This is a genomic window from Chitinivibrionales bacterium, assembly GCA_035516255.1.
In the GTDB taxonomy this organism is placed as follows: Bacteria; Fibrobacterota; Chitinivibrionia; order Chitinivibrionales; family FEN-1185; genus FEN-1185.
This window is the reverse complement of the sequence record DATJAL010000021.1, coordinates 12,586-29,608: the sequence shown is the minus strand read 5'-3', so window position 1 is coordinate 29,608 and position 17,023 is coordinate 12,586. Positions and strand designations below refer to the sequence as shown.

Annotated in this window: 18 protein-coding genes; 11 read left to right on the top strand and 7 right to left on the bottom strand. The window is 55.0% G+C overall.

Features of this window, described 5'->3' with window-relative positions; all coding sequences use genetic code 11:
* Positions 1-182 precede the first annotated feature (182 nt).
* The 4 genes from VLX68_07180 to VLX68_07165 form a co-directional block, all read right to left on the bottom strand.
* Positions 183-689, bottom strand: a complete 507-nt coding sequence (locus tag VLX68_07180) for an MGMT family protein (protein ID HUI92011.1) — start codon at positions 687-689, stop codon at positions 183-185.
* Positions 690-701: 12 nt separating this feature from the next.
* Positions 702-2,756: a fused MFS/spermidine synthase gene (locus VLX68_07175; GenBank protein ID HUI92010.1), complete on the bottom strand. Its 2,055-nt coding sequence runs from the start codon at positions 2,754-2,756 to the stop codon at positions 702-704.
* Complete coding sequence (locus tag VLX68_07170) at positions 2,753-3,391, bottom strand: fused MFS/spermidine synthase (GenBank protein HUI92009.1); 639 nt, start codon at positions 3,389-3,391, stop codon at positions 2,753-2,755. The genes VLX68_07175 and VLX68_07170 overlap by 4 nt, the downstream gene beginning before the upstream one ends.
* A 115-nt stretch (positions 3,392-3,506) precedes the next feature.
* Positions 3,507-4,814, bottom strand: a complete 1,308-nt coding sequence (locus tag VLX68_07165; protein ID HUI92008.1) for a hypothetical protein — start codon at positions 4,812-4,814, stop codon at positions 3,507-3,509.
* A gap of 221 nt (positions 4,815-5,035) precedes the next feature.
* Here VLX68_07165 and VLX68_07160 point away from each other — a divergent pair, with 221 nt between their 5' ends.
* From VLX68_07160 to VLX68_07110, 11 genes are all read left to right on the top strand, one after another.
* Complete coding sequence (locus tag VLX68_07160; GenBank protein HUI92007.1) at positions 5,036-6,175, top strand: DUF1080 domain-containing protein; 1,140 nt, start codon at positions 5,036-5,038, stop codon at positions 6,173-6,175.
* A 143-nt stretch (positions 6,176-6,318) separates the two neighbouring features.
* Positions 6,319-7,464 carry an ABC transporter substrate-binding protein gene (locus VLX68_07155; GenBank protein ID HUI92006.1) on the top strand — a complete coding sequence of 382 codons (1,146 nt, stop codon included), beginning with the start codon at positions 6,319-6,321 and terminating at the stop codon, positions 7,462-7,464.
* Positions 7,461-8,339 carry a branched-chain amino acid ABC transporter permease gene (locus VLX68_07150; GenBank protein HUI92005.1) on the top strand — a complete coding sequence of 293 codons (879 nt, stop codon included), beginning with the start codon at positions 7,461-7,463 and terminating at the stop codon, positions 8,337-8,339. The genes VLX68_07155 and VLX68_07150 overlap by 4 nt, the downstream gene beginning before the upstream one ends.
* Before the next feature lie 3 nt (positions 8,340-8,342).
* On the top strand, positions 8,343-9,275 hold the full coding sequence (locus VLX68_07145; GenBank protein HUI92004.1) for a branched-chain amino acid ABC transporter permease: 933 nt from the start codon (positions 8,343-8,345) through the stop codon (positions 9,273-9,275).
* A complete protein-coding gene (locus VLX68_07140; protein HUI92003.1) occupies positions 9,272-10,069 on the top strand; it encodes an ABC transporter ATP-binding protein in 798 nt (265 codons plus the stop codon). The genes VLX68_07145 and VLX68_07140 overlap by 4 nt, the downstream gene beginning before the upstream one ends.
* The gene (locus VLX68_07135; GenBank protein ID HUI92002.1) at positions 10,050-10,757 is read left to right on the top strand and encodes an ABC transporter ATP-binding protein; all 708 of its coding nucleotides are present in this window, start codon (positions 10,050-10,052) and stop codon (positions 10,755-10,757) included. Before VLX68_07140 ends, VLX68_07135 begins: the two co-directional genes overlap by 20 nt.
* A gap of 202 nt (positions 10,758-10,959) precedes the next feature.
* Positions 10,960-11,202: a hypothetical protein gene (locus VLX68_07130; GenBank protein HUI92001.1), complete on the top strand. Its 243-nt coding sequence runs from the start codon at positions 10,960-10,962 to the stop codon at positions 11,200-11,202.
* A gap of 34 nt (positions 11,203-11,236) precedes the next feature.
* The gene (locus VLX68_07125; GenBank protein ID HUI92000.1) at positions 11,237-11,569 is read left to right on the top strand and encodes a hypothetical protein; all 333 of its coding nucleotides are present in this window, start codon (positions 11,237-11,239) and stop codon (positions 11,567-11,569) included.
* Positions 11,566-12,306, top strand: coding sequence for a tyrosine-protein phosphatase (locus VLX68_07120; GenBank protein HUI91999.1), 741 nt, complete (start codon positions 11,566-11,568; stop codon positions 12,304-12,306). The genes VLX68_07125 and VLX68_07120 overlap by 4 nt, the downstream gene beginning before the upstream one ends.
* Positions 12,307-12,539: 233 nt before the next feature.
* Positions 12,540-13,088, top strand: a complete 549-nt coding sequence (locus VLX68_07115; GenBank protein ID HUI91998.1) for a sigma-70 family RNA polymerase sigma factor — start codon at positions 12,540-12,542, stop codon at positions 13,086-13,088.
* Positions 13,089-13,102: 14 nt separating this feature from the next.
* On the top strand, positions 13,103-13,546 hold the full coding sequence (locus tag VLX68_07110) for a hypothetical protein (protein HUI91997.1): 444 nt from the start codon (positions 13,103-13,105) through the stop codon (positions 13,544-13,546).
* 146 nt (positions 13,547-13,692) lie between these two features.
* On the opposite strand, the gene VLX68_07105 is transcribed toward VLX68_07110, so the two are convergent.
* The 3 genes from VLX68_07105 to VLX68_07095 form a co-directional block, all read right to left on the bottom strand.
* Complete coding sequence (locus tag VLX68_07105; GenBank protein HUI91996.1) at positions 13,693-15,423, bottom strand: tetratricopeptide repeat protein; 1,731 nt, start codon at positions 15,421-15,423, stop codon at positions 13,693-13,695.
* 104 nt (positions 15,424-15,527) lie between these two features.
* Positions 15,528-16,298, bottom strand: a complete 771-nt coding sequence (locus tag VLX68_07100; protein ID HUI91995.1) for a PASTA domain-containing protein — start codon at positions 16,296-16,298, stop codon at positions 15,528-15,530.
* On the bottom strand, positions 16,276-16,959 hold the full coding sequence (locus VLX68_07095) for a Crp/Fnr family transcriptional regulator (protein ID HUI91994.1): 684 nt from the start codon (positions 16,957-16,959) through the stop codon (positions 16,276-16,278). Before VLX68_07095 ends, VLX68_07100 begins: the two co-directional genes overlap by 23 nt.
* Between the last annotated feature and the right edge of the window lie 64 nt (positions 16,960-17,023).

Genomic DNA, 17,023 nt, shown 5'->3' with positions numbered 1-17,023 from the left:
TCCATACAGAACTGAATCCATTTTCTCTCAAAGATGCAATAGAACGAAAACTCAAAGCCATTTTCAAACAAGTCTTGGTTACCTCATTTGTGAGACGACGACTTTGAGCCTTCGGTTACCTTTTTAAATGAGCCGATACGCAGGATATTCAGGCAATGTTCGTAAAGCAAGCCGAATTTGATTTATCGAATAGAAACACCCTCGTTTGCGAGGAGTTTCAATTTAAGCCGTATCGGCGCTCCGTGAGTGGCTCCCATGAATCCCCCTGTGGTGAGGCCAGCGCCGATCACGCGGTGGCACGGAACAATAAGGGGAAAACGGTTGTGCCGCATCACGCCTGCTGCGGCGCGCGAGGCCCTTGGATATCCCGCCATCACGCTAAGATCGCCGTACGACACCACGCTCCCCCACGGAATCGAGCGGCAAGCCTCGATCACGGCTATTTGAAACGGCGTGCCCCAGGACAAATTAATGGGGATAATATTGAGCGAGTGGAGTCTACCATCAAGAAATTCCTTCAACATCCTGCCGTATTCTATCAACAGAGAATTGCGCGATTCTTTCACTGCAATGCCGGCACATTTTTCTTTGAGTCCGAACACCGCTTTGGCGATAATAATGCCATTTGCAGATTCATCGGCAAACAAGGTTACATTGGTAATTGGATGGCGAATGGATGATTTAATCATACGGGATAAGCCCTACCGTCCTTGCCGGCGTTTTTGCACTCTGTCAAGATACGCCATTATGGCCCGGTACTCGGAATAATCCTGAATCATCAGATATCTCGTATGAGCGTCATCCGTGTTCTGCTCTAAAGCCGTCGTATATTCGGTGAGCACCTGTTTGAGCATGTCCCGGCTTCTGGAAAGGTTCGGCGCAAGGGCCGCGTCAGGCAGGCGTGGATCAAAGTCCATGCGCATCACGAATTCCTCGAATTCCAGAATTTGCCCCTGGATGGAATGGCCCATGGCTTCAAAATTTTTATCAACGGCCTGTTTGATCTGGACGCCTTTCACGCTGTCCATGCCGCACAGTTCGGGATAGATATTCATGCGGTACCGCATCATTGACCTGAGTCCGATAAACGGTTTTTTCCACAGCTCGGCCTTTGAAAAAATCACCACCGGCCTGTCGTCGGTGTTGAGCGCCGCCCCGCTGCCGAAGACCGTTGCCGAATCCTGGTCCATCACGAAGCAGTTGAACACATCCTGGAGAGAAAAAACGTTCACCTGTTCAAGGTCGCTTTTCACGCGGCTGTCGTCCAAAAGCGCCCCGGCGCGGCCCATGTCGATTTTCATGGGCCGTTTCGAGCCGCATAAAATGGTATGCCCGATCGCCTTGTACCCGCCGGCATACCACAGGGTCATGTACGGGAAAACCGACCTGAAGGTGTTGAGGATGGTTTTATAGTCCTTTTCCAAAACGCCGCGCAGCGGAATCCACTGGCACATGACGCCGCTGTCGGACAGCCGGCTGCGGCACAGCTCGTAGAATTCCTTTGTGTAAAGTATCCAGCTGTCGCTGCTCGTGGGGTGCGACGCGTCGGCGCTGATCAGGTCGTAGCGCTTGCGCGTGGTGAACAGAAAGTTCCTGCCGTCGTTGACCACATACCGCACCTTCGGATTATGAAGCACGTCGTGGTTTTCGACTGCGAAGCTGTTCGCCGCGTTGAACGCCTCCTTGCAGATTTCTATGCATTCCACCTTTTCGATGCCGGGCAGGTTTGCAATGGTGCCGGCCGCGATGCCGCTGCCGAAGGTCACCACGAGCGCGTTTTTCGCCCCGGGCGAATACAGGGCGGGCAGCAGCCCGAGCATGCGGAACGCGCGCATGCTGAAATAATCGGTGCTCACCTCACCTATCCCATCGATGAGCATGTATTTGCGGCCGCTTTGCCGGGTCTCCTTGAACACCGCCACCGTTCCGTTTACATTTTCCTTGAGGTAAAGCATCTGGTAATCCGGCTCTTTGGTGCGCGCGTCATACACATGCAGGAAGGCATTGCGCGGCGTGAAGGCGAACAATAATCCGGCGGCTATGACAAGGCATCCGGCAACGATGATTTTTATTTTATTTCGCAGGGCAGAAGCGAAGGCGACACACGACATGCCGATCAGTACATTAATGAATGCGATACACGAAATGCTGTTCTGTACCCCGAAAAGCGGGATCAATACAAACCCGCCCGCAAAAGAGCCAACAACGGCGCCTACCGTATTCACGGCGTAAATTTCTCCAACAGACCGTCCCGCAACGTCGGCATTCTTTGCATACAACTTGCTGACAAGGGGGAAAACACCCCCCATGAGCATGGTGGGCGGCAGAATCGCGGATGAAAAAACCAGAACCCTGATCCCGATTTCCGCGTTAAAGCCTTTTCCGAAAACCGTGTTCAACGCGGCGATCAGCGCACCGGCGTGACCGATTGCGAGAATGGACAAGAGGCACAGAAGCCCGATGCCGGTCTCAAGAAATCCAAGAAACAGCAACGGCGCCTTTCGCGAATCGACAAAACGCGAGAAAACATAGCCGCCGAGCGCCAGACCGGTCAAAAACGTGGCGAGTATCATGGAGAAGGCCTGGATGCTGTTGTCGACAAAATATTTGAGGATGCGCGTCCAGACGATTTCGCAGGACATGGTGCAGAATCCGGCGAGCAATGCCACGACGGGCATCAAAATGGTGAGGACGAACTTCTCTTTGATAAAGAAGGGATTGCGCTTTATGGATTGCTGCCGGGTTGACGGTTTCATTTGTTGCCCGCGCCGCGTTTAGCCGCCCTCAGCGTCAAGGTCGAAAGCCCGACCAAACAATCCAGCACCGCGGCAATCCAGATCGTGCCGTTCATCCCCACGGAACCAAGCAGGAAAAACACTGCGGTGATGCATCCAATAACGCTTCCAGCGGTATTTACCGAGTACAAAACGCCGACGTCTTTTCCCAACGTCTCGCCCCGCGCCAGGATTTTCACGGCCACGGGAAAGGTTGCTCCCATGAGCGTGGTCGGAATGATCATAAGGAACAAGGCGAGCGCGAACCAGATGATGCGCGAGCCGTAAAAGCCAAGGTCGGCGATGTCGTTGATAAAAAGGAAAAGTCCCTTCACGGCGGGAAACGCCGCGAGAAATACCATAGCGCTGATTGATATTCCAAGATGAACCCAGAAAAAAATGAAGATAGGCTCGCCCTTTTTCTCCACCACCCTGCCGAAGACAAACGCGCCGGCGGCAAGTCCCCCCATGAACGACGCCAGCACCGCGCTTATCGCGAAAACCGTGACGCCGAACACGAGGCCGAACATCCTCGTCCAAACGATTTCAAAGACAAGATTGCAGAAACCGGAAAGAAAAAAAAGGAGAAGGAGGGTTCGTGTTTTCGTGGCGGTCATTGCAGATAAATATACTTTTTATAAACAATTCGACCACGAATATCGCTTTAATTTGACTTCTTTCCAAGGCCGCCGGTGTTTCCCGGCCATGAGCAAAGCCCAACGCGTGATTCCCCTATTTTTTATACAGCTGTTCCAACGCCGGCTTCATGTTTTCGATGAAAGCGCTTCCATTCTTGGGATAGCAAATCCATGGATTGACAACTCCACCTAGTGCCATTACAACGGAAAAACAAAACAGCATTACAAAGGCCGCTTTCTTTACTTTGTTGAGTCCTCCAAAAAACGGCCACATATGACAGTAAATGATCGGTAAAAACGGCAGGAACCATCTGATCGAATAGCTGCAGCCGCCGGCGCCCTCGGCGAACAGGCAATAGTAAATCACAGTCAGAGCTGTACCGCTCAGGAGAATGAAGGAGTTTTTCCATCCGGTCTTTTTCTCTTTTATCAAAATAAAAGCATAATACAATCCAATAATCAAAAATGGATTATAAATCAGAAAGCCGTTTGGGCCGATTGAATATTTGACGACCGTTTTTAGAATAACAAACGGCGAGTTGACATGTAAGCCTGAAAGCGCGTGAGCATCCCATGAAGAACCGGCGTAGGCCCATAATTCCTTGTGCGTTTCGAACGGGATAATGCTACCAGATAGAGCCTGGTAATACACAAGCGTTGCCGATCCGAGCAACAGCACCGGCAGAAAAAAAAACAGAAAATATCCTCTGATCTCTTTTGTGATGATTAAGATGGCAATGCATGCCGAAACCAATATGCCGGTTGTATGGTCTGCCGAAACGGCAATCCCCTGGCAGAACCCGGCAAGGGTCATCAACATTTTTTTAGGTTTTGCGCTCATCGCTTTATTCATGAAAAAATAACCGATGAATAAACAGCACGCGGCAAAACTATTGTTGCTGAGGACCACCGACCACGGCAGCAGCAGCGAGGCAAAAGCCAATGCGCTTGCCATCAAGACTTGATACGATTCTCTCATCGGATATTCCCTGAGGAGCAGATAAAAACAAAACACGCAGAGCAGCAATCCAACGCCCTGCAACAAAAAAGTGATGAGATAATACGCCGGATTATCCTGAAATGTCATGGTGAATCCGAGTTTGTAAAGGGGATAATAAATGATTGCGGCAAGAAAGGACATGATCGGCGGTTTATCGGAATAAAAACGGCCCCTGATGAAAACCTTGTCGCCGGTGACCGCAAATACGCTTTTATCAATGCTGAGGGTCCCGTTTTCGACAATGGAGGCAGCGAGCGCCATGCGGCTCGCATCGTTCCAGCTTTCAACATGCCGGTGGGTGAAAACGAGCACGAAAACAAGAAGTGCGGCAAGGACAAAGTAAATTCGAGGGATATAGCGTATTTTCCGCAGCGGCAGTGAAATCAAATCATAGATACGCAAGCCTGAATGATTCCCTTCTTTTTAATGTTTCACTGCGTTGGCACTCCCGCGAAAGCGGGAGTCCATCCCATTATCAAGAGCGGATTCCCGCTTTCGCGGGAATTACATTTCAAAATTTAGTAAATTTTATTTACCAACAGCTATTTGCCATTGAGAAAATATAGTTTCCTCAACTTTTTGTCAACTACGCCTCCGCCATAATATCTATTTTAGAACCAATCATGAAAATCACGTCGATTGTTCTTGTTTTATTGCTGCTGTTCCCCGTTCTTGCGAAACCCAAAAAAGCCGCCCCCAAACCCGCCCCCTTCACTTCGCTCATGGACACCTCGTGCTGGAAACCGACCAGAGCATTTGAAGGCATCGAAAGATGGAGCTTCCGCGACGGCGTGTTTGAGGGCAGCGACGGCTGGATCGGCCATAACGCCATGCTCGTCGATTTCGTGCTCGAGGGCGATTTTCTCTACAACGGGAAAAGCCAGGGCGGCGTGGTGGTGCGCGGCGACCGAAACGCGTGGTTCCCCAACCTGAGCGGTTATGAAATGGACATCGACGCGGACATGCCGGGATCCGGGCACATCAGCTTTCCGTTCAGGCCGCAGCCAAATCCCGGGATCGTTCCTTTTCCCGTCAATGCATGGCAGCATTTTTCGATTGCGGCGCATGGGCGGGATTTCACCGTGGAGCTTGGCGGAAAGGAAGTTATCCGTTTCCGCGACGATCATTACCGTTACGGTCAGATCTGCCTCGAGGGCGAAAGGGACGGCCTGAAGTATAAAAATTTAAAAGTGCAAAAGCTGGACGGGGATTCCGTTAAGGGTCTCCGCTCTCCTTGGACCGAATTGTTCAACGGCGGCGACATGAACGGCTGGGCATCAAGCGGCAATGCTGCGGTCAATAACGGTGCAATGGAAATCGACGGCGGCAAGAGATCATCATCGATAACAAACAAGGGCATATCATTGACAAAAGGTATTTTCGAGTTCGACGTCTGGTGCAAAAGGCCTGATCAATCACTCGCGCCGTACCGCATCGCATTTAGAAACGGCGTCGACTCATCGCAGGCGTGTTTTACCTGCCGTCCCGGCTGCGTGCTGTCGTGCGGCTCCGGCAAATGCGTTTCACCGTTTCCCATGTTCGAGGCGACAAAGTGGTCGGAGTTCTGGCGATTCGAGGTGATGGATAAAAATGTCTCTGCCTTTCGATTCGGCGAAAAAGTCATGGACTGCTCGGGGAGTTTGGCTGCGGTGAAGGCTGTTTCGATTTCCGCGGATTCCTGCGTGCTGCTAGTGCGCGGGGTGAGATATAAGAGCATTGAAAAACCGGTCACGAAGAAAAAACGCAGAAACGGGACTCTGTGATCAGCGCTTGATCATCCATAAACATTCTCCACTTTTCACTTCCCTGCTTTTGCTTGCCATGCCAACCATTCTTACCTATTTTATTTTCCAATGAATTCCGGTTTTCTTCATCCCCAGTCATCTCTAATGGAAAAAGGCCTTCGATGATCAAGCGAGCTTTAGCAATTATCCTGCCGTCAACATTCGCTTTATTATTGTCCTCCTGCTCCAAATCCGACGCCATCCGGATCGGCATCAACGCGGAACTCACCGGCTCGGTCCCGGTGGTGGGAAAATCATGCGTCAACGCCGCCGCCATGGCCGTTGACGAGATTAACGCCAAAGGCGGGATCGCGCTGGCCGACAAAACGAAAAAAGTGGAGCTTCTCGTTGAGGACAATGAGGACAAAGCGGAATCGGCGGCCGCGGTGGCGCAGAAATTCGTGAGCCGAAGAGTGGTTGCCATGATCGGCCCCAACGCAAGCCGAAACGCGGTGCCGGCCGCGGTTGTCGCGGAAAGCAACAACCTCATCATGATTTCTCCTTGGTCAACAAACCCCAAGCTCACCGAAAACAAGAAGCACGTGTTTCGCGCCTGCTTCACCGATGATTTCCAGGGCGTGGTCGTGGCTGCCTTTGTCTTTAAAAAGCTCGGCCTCAAGAAGGCGGCAGTGCTGTTCGATGTGGCGTCCGAATACAACAAGGGCATCGCCGAGGTGTTCAAGGCGGAATTCACCCGTGTCGGCGGCAGCGTGGTTTCCTTTGAATCCTATTCAACGGGCGACAAGGACTTTACCGCACAGCTCTCCAAAATCAAGGCGTCGGGCGCCGAGGTGCTGTTTCTCCCCAACTATTACAACGAGGTGCCGCTGCAGATCCAGCAGGCGCGCCAGCAGGGGTTCAGCGGGCCCGTTGTCGGCAGCGATTCGTGGGGCTCGGAGGAAATCCTTAAACTCGGCAAAGGCGTCATGGAGGGTTTGTATTTCACCACGCATTACGCGCCCGACATGGCGACCGACAAGGCGAAAAAGTTCATTGCCGATTATCAAGCCCGTTTCGGCGCGCGGCCCGACGACGTCGCCGCCCTCACCTACGACGCAATGGGCATGCTCATCGAAAGCATCCGGAAGGCCGGCAGTGACGATCCGGCAAAAGTTCTTTCCAAGCTTTCGACCCTCAGCGAATTCGGCGGCGTGACCGGTGTCATGAAATTCACGCTGGGTTCCGGCTCGCCGTCGAAAAGCGCCGTGGTCATTCAGATAAAAAATGATGCGTTTACCTATTTTGATTCAGTCAATCCAATGAAATGATTTCATTCTTCCATCAATCCCTCAACGCCCTCCAACTGGGCAGCATTTACGCCCTTATCGCGCTCGGCTACACCATGGTGTACGGCGTGCTCAGGCTCATCAACTTCGCGCACGGCGACATCTTCATGATCGGTTCCTACCTGGCTCTGTTCCTCGCGGTTTACTTTCACCTGCCGTTTGTTGCGATCGTACCGCTCACGTTTGCCGCCATCGCGTTTCTTGGTGTTTCAATAGAAAAACTCGCGTACCGGCCGCTCCGGTCAGCGCCGCGCGTTTCCGCCGTGATCACGGCGCTTAGCGTGGGCATTTTCCTGGAGACCATCACCCTTGCCGTCGCGGGACCGGAACCGAGAAAGTTCCCCGAGCTTGCCGGCTATCATCTGTACAAGGCCGGCGCCTTTGCCGCGTCCAACGTTCAATTGCTGATTATTTCAGCTTCTCTTTTGTTAATGGCAGCGCTCGAAATGTTCGTCGCAAAGACCCGCACCGGCATGGCCATGCGCGCGCTCTCGTGGGACAAGTTTCACGCCCCCCTGCTGGGGATCAACATTGACAGAATCATATCGTATACCTTTGCAATAGGCACCGGTCTTGCGTCAGTAGCGGGAATCTTCGTGGGCCTCGCCTATCCGATCATAGACCCGTACATGGGCATCATGGTGGGATGGAAGGCGTTCGTGTCCGCGGTCATCGGGGGGATCGGCAGCATAAAGGGCGCTGTGGCGGGCGGGTTCCTGCTCGGCATTGTCGAAATCATCTCCGCATCCATCCTGCCGTCGTCATATAAAGACATGATCGTTTTCGGGCTTCTTCTTCTTATTCTGCTCATACGCCCGTCGGGACTGTTCGGCCTTCCAATGCAGAAGAAGGTTTAGCGCATGTTTAAAAAGCCCTTGCCGATCATCCTGCCTGCATGCGGTCTGGGCATATGCATACTCTGCGATGTCCTCAACTGCGTCGACCCCTACATCGCGCAGATAATCATGTACATCGGCATCAACATCATCCTCACCGCGAGCCTCAATCTCGTCAACGGATACATGGGGGAATTCTCGGTCGGCCATGCCGCGTTCATGGCGGTGGGTGCATACGGCGCGTCGTTCTTCTCGCTTTCCGTTTTTCCCCAGTCTCCGGTTTTTTTTCCTCTTTCTCTTGTCATGGGCGGCATTTTCGCCGGCGCGGCGGGCCTGCTCGTCGCCATCCCCGCGTTCAAGGCGCGCGACGATTACCTGGCGATCATTACCCTTGCGTTGCTCATGATCGTCAAAAGCGCATTTGACAACCTGCCGTTCTTCGGCGGGCCGCAAGGATATTACGGCATCCACAAATTCACCAATCTTTCGTGGGCGTTCGTCTGGACGGCCGTCACCCTGGTCGCGCTCCGCAACATCGTGAACAGCAATTTCGGCAGGGGCATCATTGCCGTGCGCGACGATGAAATCGCGGCCACCCTCGTTTCCATCAACACGAAGCAGGTAAAGATCCTCGCATTCGTGATTTCCTCCTTTTTCGCGGGGATCGCCGGAGGGCTGTTCGCGCACCTGATACAATTCATCAACCCGCGCACTTTCTCCCTTGTCAAATCCACCGACATCCTGCTCATGCTGTACCTCGGCGGCAGCGGATCGCTGTTCGGCTCAATTCTAGGAGCAACCATCTGGACAATCCTGCTTGAAGCGCTCCGTTTCTTGGGCATCTGGCGGTTTGTGGTCGCCCCGCTCGCGCTTATCGCGCTCATGATTTTCAGGCCGCTGGGCATCATGGGCGGAAAAGAGCTGGGTTGGTTGCGACAGAAGGAAAAACTGTCATGACAAATCCATCATCATTACATCTAATCAGCGTATCAAACCTGTCTCATTCTTTCGGCGGATTGAAGGCGGTTTCCAATTTCAATCTCACCGTCAACAAAGACGATATCTGGGGCATCATCGGCCCCAACGGGGCCGGCAAAACCACGGTGTTCAACCTTCTCACCGGCGTTTACAGGCCGGATTCGGGCAACGTGATTTACAATGGCGAAAACATCAACGGGCTTCCCTCGCATAAAATCATCGGAAAAGGGATAAGCCGCACCTTCCAGAACATACGGCTCTTCAGGTCCATGAGCATTCTTGACAATGTGCGCTGCGGGTCGTACTGCAGGCTCGGTTACCCGCTGTGGAGCGCGCTCTTCAGGTCAAAAACGTTCTCCCGGATGGAGGGCGAACAGACCGCGCGCGTCAAAATCCTGCTCGATGAATTCGGCCTCGCCGACCGCATGCTCGAGACCGCGGCGTCGCTGCCCTACGGCTTGCAGCGTAAAGTCGAGCTCGCGCGCGCCCTCGCGAGCGGTCCGGGCCTGCTGCTCCTTGACGAGCCGGGCGCCGGCATGAATCCCTCGGAGCTGGACGGCCTTGCCGATCTTATCCTCCGGGTAAAAAAACAATACGGCGTGGCGATTATCCTCATCGAGCACCGCATGCAACTGGTGATGCGGCTGTGCGGGCGGGTGAAGGTACTCAACTTCGGCGAAACGATATTCGAGGGCGATCCCTGCGGGCTCGCCGGAAACGAGACCGTGGTGAAGGCCTATTTCGGGGACGACAATGGCGCTTTTGTCAATTGACAACCTTGTCGCGGGCTACGGCCCCGTCACCGTGCTGCACGGCGTGACCCTGCACGTGGACGAGGGCGAGACCGTGGCCGTTCTGGGCGCGAACGGCGCGGGCAAGTCGACCCTGCTGCGCGCGGTATCGCGGCTCATTCCCGTTCTGTCGGGCGCGATTGCCTATAAAAACAAAAGCATCATCTCATCCAAGCCGCACGACGTCGCCGCCATGGGCATATCCCATGTGCCGGAGGGAAGGGCCGTTTTCGGCAACCTCACCGTTCTTGAAAACCTCAGGCTCGCGACATTCGCGAACAAGACATCGTCCGAGATGAAACCGCTCCTCGCGTCCGTATTCGAAATGTTTCCCGTGCTCGGCCAGCGTCAGCGCCAGATCGCCTCGACCTTGTCGGGTGGCGAGCAGCAGATGCTCGCCATCGGCAGGGCGATGGTGAGCGACGGAGAACTTTTTATTCTCGACGAACCTTCGATGGGCCTCTCCCCGCTGCTCGTGAAAAACGTTTTCGCGATCATCGCCGCGCTGAATAAAAAAGGCAAAACGATCCTGCTGGTCGAGCAGAACGCAGCAATGGCGCTCAATTATTGCCGCCGCGCCTACGTGCTCGAAAACGGAAGGGCAGTCGCATCAGGTACCAGCGCCGAGATTGCCGGAAACGCGGAATTGAAAAAGGCATATCTCGGTTGACGGGTTGAAGAGTTGATGCGTTGGAGCGTTAGAACGTTAAAGCGCCGAGATGAAAGAAAACCTGTTTTACAGGCCCACGAGCAGCGTCCGGGATTGTATACTATGGACAGCGGCGGGACGCGGCAAACGGCGTTTCCGCGGCGACGTCCGTTGCCGGCCATACAAGCAGGTTTCCGATCACACAACAAACCAGGGAGGCAGAATGCGCAACCTGATTTTCATCGCATTGGTAATTGCCGCAATTGTCATGGTAAGCCTTTACATCGTAAGAAACTATTCGGTGCCGTCATCGGTAAAGAACGCGCTTCAGACGGATCAGGGCGCCCCCGTTACTAGGATGACGCAGATCCCCGACCGGGCGCGGCAGAAAGTGGAGGCGGCGAACAGGATGGCGGACTCGAGCATGAACGACGCGATGAAGAGCGTGGACCGGGAGCCGCGGTAATTCGCCAAACAATTTTAACGGGGATGTTCTGATCATGGAATACCGCAAAATAACCTCCAACGAAGAATGGCGCGAGCTGTGGCTGGGCAAATTCTCCACCGAAATGAAAAACCGCGGCTTTACGGACGAGGATACGAAGAAATTTGTCGCCGTCCTCACCAAGTATCTCACCGACAATCCGGGCAATCCGAGGGAAATCGACATAAAAAAAATGAAACGGTTTGTCAAAGGCCATAAAAGTTCAGCCATTCCGCCGCTCGTGCTGTTTTACGATGCCATCGCCCGTTCGGAAAAGCACTGCGAAGTCCTTGCTGCAATACCGATGAAACCGCACGCGCGACGCAGAAAGAAAAAGCCGTCCTCATGAAAGCAATCCCCAATTTCCGCGATCTGGGCGGGCTTGACACGCTCAACGGAAGAAAAATGAGAAAAGGGCTTATTTTCAGGTCAGGCAATTTCGACAGGATGAGCGAGAAGGACGTGCGGAACTTCTTCCCCCCAGGATTCAGGGTCATCATTGACTTGAGGACATCTAAGGAATCGGCAAAAACACGGCGGGCGGTGGCCGGAGCAAAAGAAATCAACCTTCCCATGGAGGTGGAGCATACCTACCGGACCATGGTGAGGCCCAACCTGTATAAAAAGGGGGTTCAGGGCCTTATCGTGGGCGCCGTTTCCTCGATATATGCAGGCTGGCTGCTTTCACAGAAGCAGATAATCGGGACGCTGTTTGAGATCCTGCGGACGCAAGACAGCTATCCCGTGCTGATCCACTGCAGGGCGGGCCAGGACCGCACCGGGTTCATGTGCGCCCTGGTGCACCTCGCGCTCGGCGCGGACCCGGCCGCCATCATCAGGGATTACCTTCTGTCAAATAGCTATACAATGTCACGGGTACGCGGGATCGCCCTTTTCATGAAGCTGGTCAGCCTGGGCTTTTTATGCACCGCCAATTTCGTGCCCGCCTTCACCGCGCATGAGCAGTATCTGCGCAGCGTGTTCGCCGCGATTTCGAACTCCTTCGGCGGGGTCGAGCGGTACCTTGCGTCGTGCGGAATAAGCGCAGGACATTTAGCGGATTTCAGGGATTTAGTTCTGGAATAATCGCTTCTCGTCCGGCACGATGGGCGCATGCATTGCAGACCTCTTTACTATACGTGCATTTCCACGGGACGGCCGCACAAGAACATTCCTCGCTCGTCGACGCGGAAAAAGCCGTTTTTTTTACTTGACCGAACAGGAATTTACCGGTCGTCGAGCGGCGCCTCGGCTTCCGGCGATGGTCATCCGGGGCATGCAATAAATCTCCGCGTCATTCCGTCTTATTCAAAGAGGCCATGGAACCGCGCAGCAATAGAATCACGTCATTCATCAAAGGGGAGCGCTCCGCACTGGTGGGATATGTCCGTAGTCTCATCGGCGAGGCTGCCGACCGCGACGGGGAGGACATCGTGCAGGACGTGATGGCCGGGCTTTTCGACCGCACAGACCCCTTGGAACCGCTGCGCAGCGTATCGGCCTATGTGTATCAAGCGATCCGCAACAGGGTGGTTGACGCGTTCAGAAGCAGGAAAAAAAACATTCCGCTGGACGGCAATGGTGATGAAGATGAAGCATTGTCGTTGTCCGAAACGCTGCACGACTCGCGGTTCGACACCGGGGCCGAGATTGAGGCAATGGAATTGAGGGAATTGCTTGTCGAGGCAATGGACCGCCTGGGCGACAGCGAGCGCGCGGTGGTGGTCGCAACCGAGCTCGAGGGATACTCGTTCAGGGAATTGTCGGAGCTGTGGGAGGTTCCGCTTGGAACGCTGCTTGCCCAGAAATCCAGGGCCTTGGCCAAATTAAGGGAATCGATCATCCTGAAGGAATACACTAACCAATAACAAGGGAGGAATGCATGGAAAACACATTCGACCGTTCGTATCCGCCTTATCCCCGGCACCACGGATTCGGAGTGCTGCGGATTGCCGGACTCGTTGTTGCCGGCGTCACGTTCGCGGTGCTGTTCGCGCTACTGTTCGGCTGGCTGGTTTTTCTTTTGTGGAACTGGCTCATGCCGGCGCTGTTCGGTCTCAAGGCGATAACGTTCTGGCAGGCCTTCGGCATCCTTTTGCTCGCCAAGCTGCTGTTCGGAGGCACCGGCCATTACAGCGGCCGCCACTCCTGGCCTCACGGCAGGCATCGCTGGTGGCGGCACCGCGACTTCAACGGCGACGCCGACTGGCGCATCAACGGCTCGTACCGCGACTGGCGATACTATGACCAGTATTGGAAGGACGAAGGAAAAGCCGCCTTCGAGGCGTATCTGGCGAAGATACAGAATGAGAAAAGCGGTAATTGATAATTGGAGAAAAAGACTTGGCCGTTCCCCGCACCCAAGAGGTGGCGGCGAAGGACCGGGCGTGCTTTACAGGTTCGAAGTAGTGGACTTAAGCGGGGGGCACGACCGGGCCGGAGCGAGGGGGATACCTCCCCCGCCAGATATTTTTATTTCTTATTATTCGACTTATCTTCCAGCAGCTTTATCTTCTTCATAACAGCCTCCGCTTCTTCCGATTTCGCGTCGACCTTTAGACTTTTTTTATACGCCTCCAGCGCCTCGCGCTCCATGCCTTTTTTAAGCAGGATGTCGCCGTAATGACTGTACACCACGGCGTCGTCGTTGATCTGACGCATCGCCTTCTTGATATATACGAACGCGCTGTCGATTTTACCAAGCTGGTAGAATACCCATGCGTACGAATCGAGGTAGGCGCCGTTCGCCGAATCGCGGGCCAGCGCGTTTTCCACGAGCATGCGCGCGCTGTCAAGCTTGATGCCGCGCTCGGCCCACATGTAGCCGAGGTAATTGGCGGCCGCGTCTTCGTCGGGCTTGATGGCCAGCACCCGCTTGAACGCCACGACCGACGCGTTGAATTCCTTGGTGCGCTCGAGCGCGCTGCCCAACTCGAACCATGCGAACGCGTCGAGCGAATCGAACCACAGCGCCTTTTTCAGGAACGGAACCGCATCCGCGTACTGCTTGCGCACGTTGTAAACATATCCCAGCGTACGCCACGCGACGCCGGACGTCGGCGCGTTTTCGGTGAAATGCTTCGCCGTGCCGAGCGCCCGGTCGTATTCCTTCTGCCGGAGGTCGAGGTAGCAGAGCTGGAGCCAGGCGTCGCTGAAATTGTTCCGGATGGCGAGCGTCTTGCCGAACTCGATCGCGGCGAGGTCAAAGCTGTCCTGCGAGCCGTACACGAGGCCGAGATAAAAATGCAGCTCGGGGTCGTTGATGTCGCCCGACAGCAGCTTCTGTAAAAGCGTCTTGGCTTTATCGGGTTCCTTGCCGTAGTAATACAGCAGGGCAAGGGTCTTGCCGAAAAGCCCGCCGATGCTGTCGTTTGCGTACAGCTTTTCGTAGTACGGTATCGCGTCGGCGTAATTGCCTTTACGCAGGTGCACCTGGGCGATGTTGCGAAGTCCGTCGAGAAAGGTTGAATCGGCCATCACGGCCTTTTTGAAGAAATCAAGGGCGAGCGCCGTGTCGCCCCGCGCGAGCTTGACCTCCCCTATCCCGTTATAGAGCCGCGGGTTCTTCTTGTCGGCCTTTTCCGCCGCCACGTAGAGGCTCTCGGCGCTGTCGTATTTGTTAAGACGCATATACAGCGCTCCCACCTTGAGCGTGAGGGCGATCGACGACGGGTCCCTGGCGAGGTAGCCGCGGTAGCTCGCGAGCGCATGCGGTATGTTGCCGAGCGATTCGTACAGCAGGCCGAGGGTGTATAACTCCTCATTCTGCTTGTTTTTCACGGCATCGAGCAGTTCGGCCGCGTGTGAAAACTCGTTCATCCGCATGTAGATGCTCGCGCAGAGGCTCTTGTCGGGATCGGAAAGTTCGTTTTCCTTTTTAGAGCCCTTGACGAGATCGATCGCCTGTTTGAACCGCGACGAAAAAACATAGCGCTGGACCAGGAGCTCCCTGAGCGCGCCTGAGCCCGGATCCAGCCGGTAGGCCTCTTCGTAGTAATGCAGCGCCATCTGGAAAAGCCCCCGCCGGTCGCAGGCGCGGGCCTTCATGAACTGTTCCTCCGCGCGGCGCTGCGCGGACGCGTCCATGGAGGGTTTGGTCACGGGCCTTACAAAAGGGAACTGCTGTACGGCGCACCCCGCGCAAAGCAAAATGACGCAGGACACGGTCGCGCAGAAAATGCCCGTGATGAAGCGATGATGCATGGTATTCAAGCCGCTTTCCCTGTTGACGAAAAGTGGGATATATTACGAATGGTGCTGTTCCTTAATTGGCGTCAGCGGCATCATTCTTTTAAGGGGCATCCGGGTTAGTTGGTCACCGACACGACCACATTGATCGCGCTCTTGAGCGCGACGGAACTGCCGGGCGGCACCGACTGCGAGACCACGGTACCCGGCGACAGGGTGGTGTTGTTCTTGTAATCAATCTTCCCGAGCTCAAGCCCGCTGTCCTCTATTTTCTTTTTCGCGTCGAGCAGGCTCTCGCCGATCAGGTTGGGCACGTCGGCATGCGTCGGCTTCACGCCGTCCGAAATGACAAGATCCACGGGCATTTCCTTGGACACCAACGAGCCCGGCGCCGGGGACACCTGTATTACCATGTCTTTTTCGAGCGAATCGGAAAAATCCCGTTTCTTCTTGCCGATGATGAACCCCTCCTTGCGCAGCTCCAGCACCGCCTTGCGTTCGGGAAGCTTCCGCACATCGGGCACCGCGCCCACCTCGGACCCCTTGCTCACCACCGCGACCACGAGACGGCCCTTTTTCACCTTTTCGCCGGCCGCGGGCTGCTGGCTTATCACGTTATCGCGCTTGATCTTCTCGTCGTACTGCCGCGATCCGATCTGGAGCCGCAGGCCCACGTCGAACAGCTGCTGGCGGGCCTTTTCCCATTCCTTGTTCGCAAGGTCGGGCACCGTGACGATCTGGCGGTCGTTGTGGACGATGCCCGGCATCACCAGTTTGTCAACGATGAAAATGCCGACCGCCCCTCCCGCGATGCACAGGATCACGGCGGAGGGAACGATCACCTTCCAGAACAGGCCGACGGGTATGTTAATCGTATAGCTTTTTTTCATTCAGGATCACCAGCTTCTTTCCGTCAATGACGATATAGCGTTTTTTCTGCAGCTGCGAAAGGATGCGCGACACGGTCTCGCGGCTCGTGCCCGCCATGTCCGCGATCACCTGGTGGGTGGGCCTGCCGGGGATGACGATCATCTGGTTCACCCGCTGCCCCTGGTCCCGGGCGAGCTGGAGCAGCACGTCGGCAACGCGGCCGTACACGCTCATGAGCGACAGCGTGTTGATGTGCCGGTTGGCGCGCCTGATGCGGCGCGACATCTCGATGAGCATCCGTATGGTGATTTTCGGGTACCGCTGCAGAATGTCGAGGAACATGTTCCGGTACAGCATGAGCAGCGTGCAGTCTTCCGACGCGATCACCGATGCGCTGCGCGGCTCGCCGTCGAGGATCGCCATTTCGCCGAAGAAATCGCCCGGCTTGAGCGTGGCGAGAATGGCGCTTTTGCCCTCGGCCGTGATCACCGCCACGTGCACGCGTCCCGAAACGATGACGAAAAAGGTCTGGCCCTCGTCGTCGTCCTCGTGGACAATGGTCTGGCCCTTTGCGAATTGCTTGCGGACCATGATCCTGCACAGGGCCGACCGGTCCATGCTCGACAGGCAGCTGAACAGCGGCACTTTCGCGGCAATGGCTTCTATTTCCTGTGAATTCATAATTGATGTTCCGTGTGATGGCAGATACGCTTGCTTCGCGCAGCGGATTAAATCCCTCACCCTT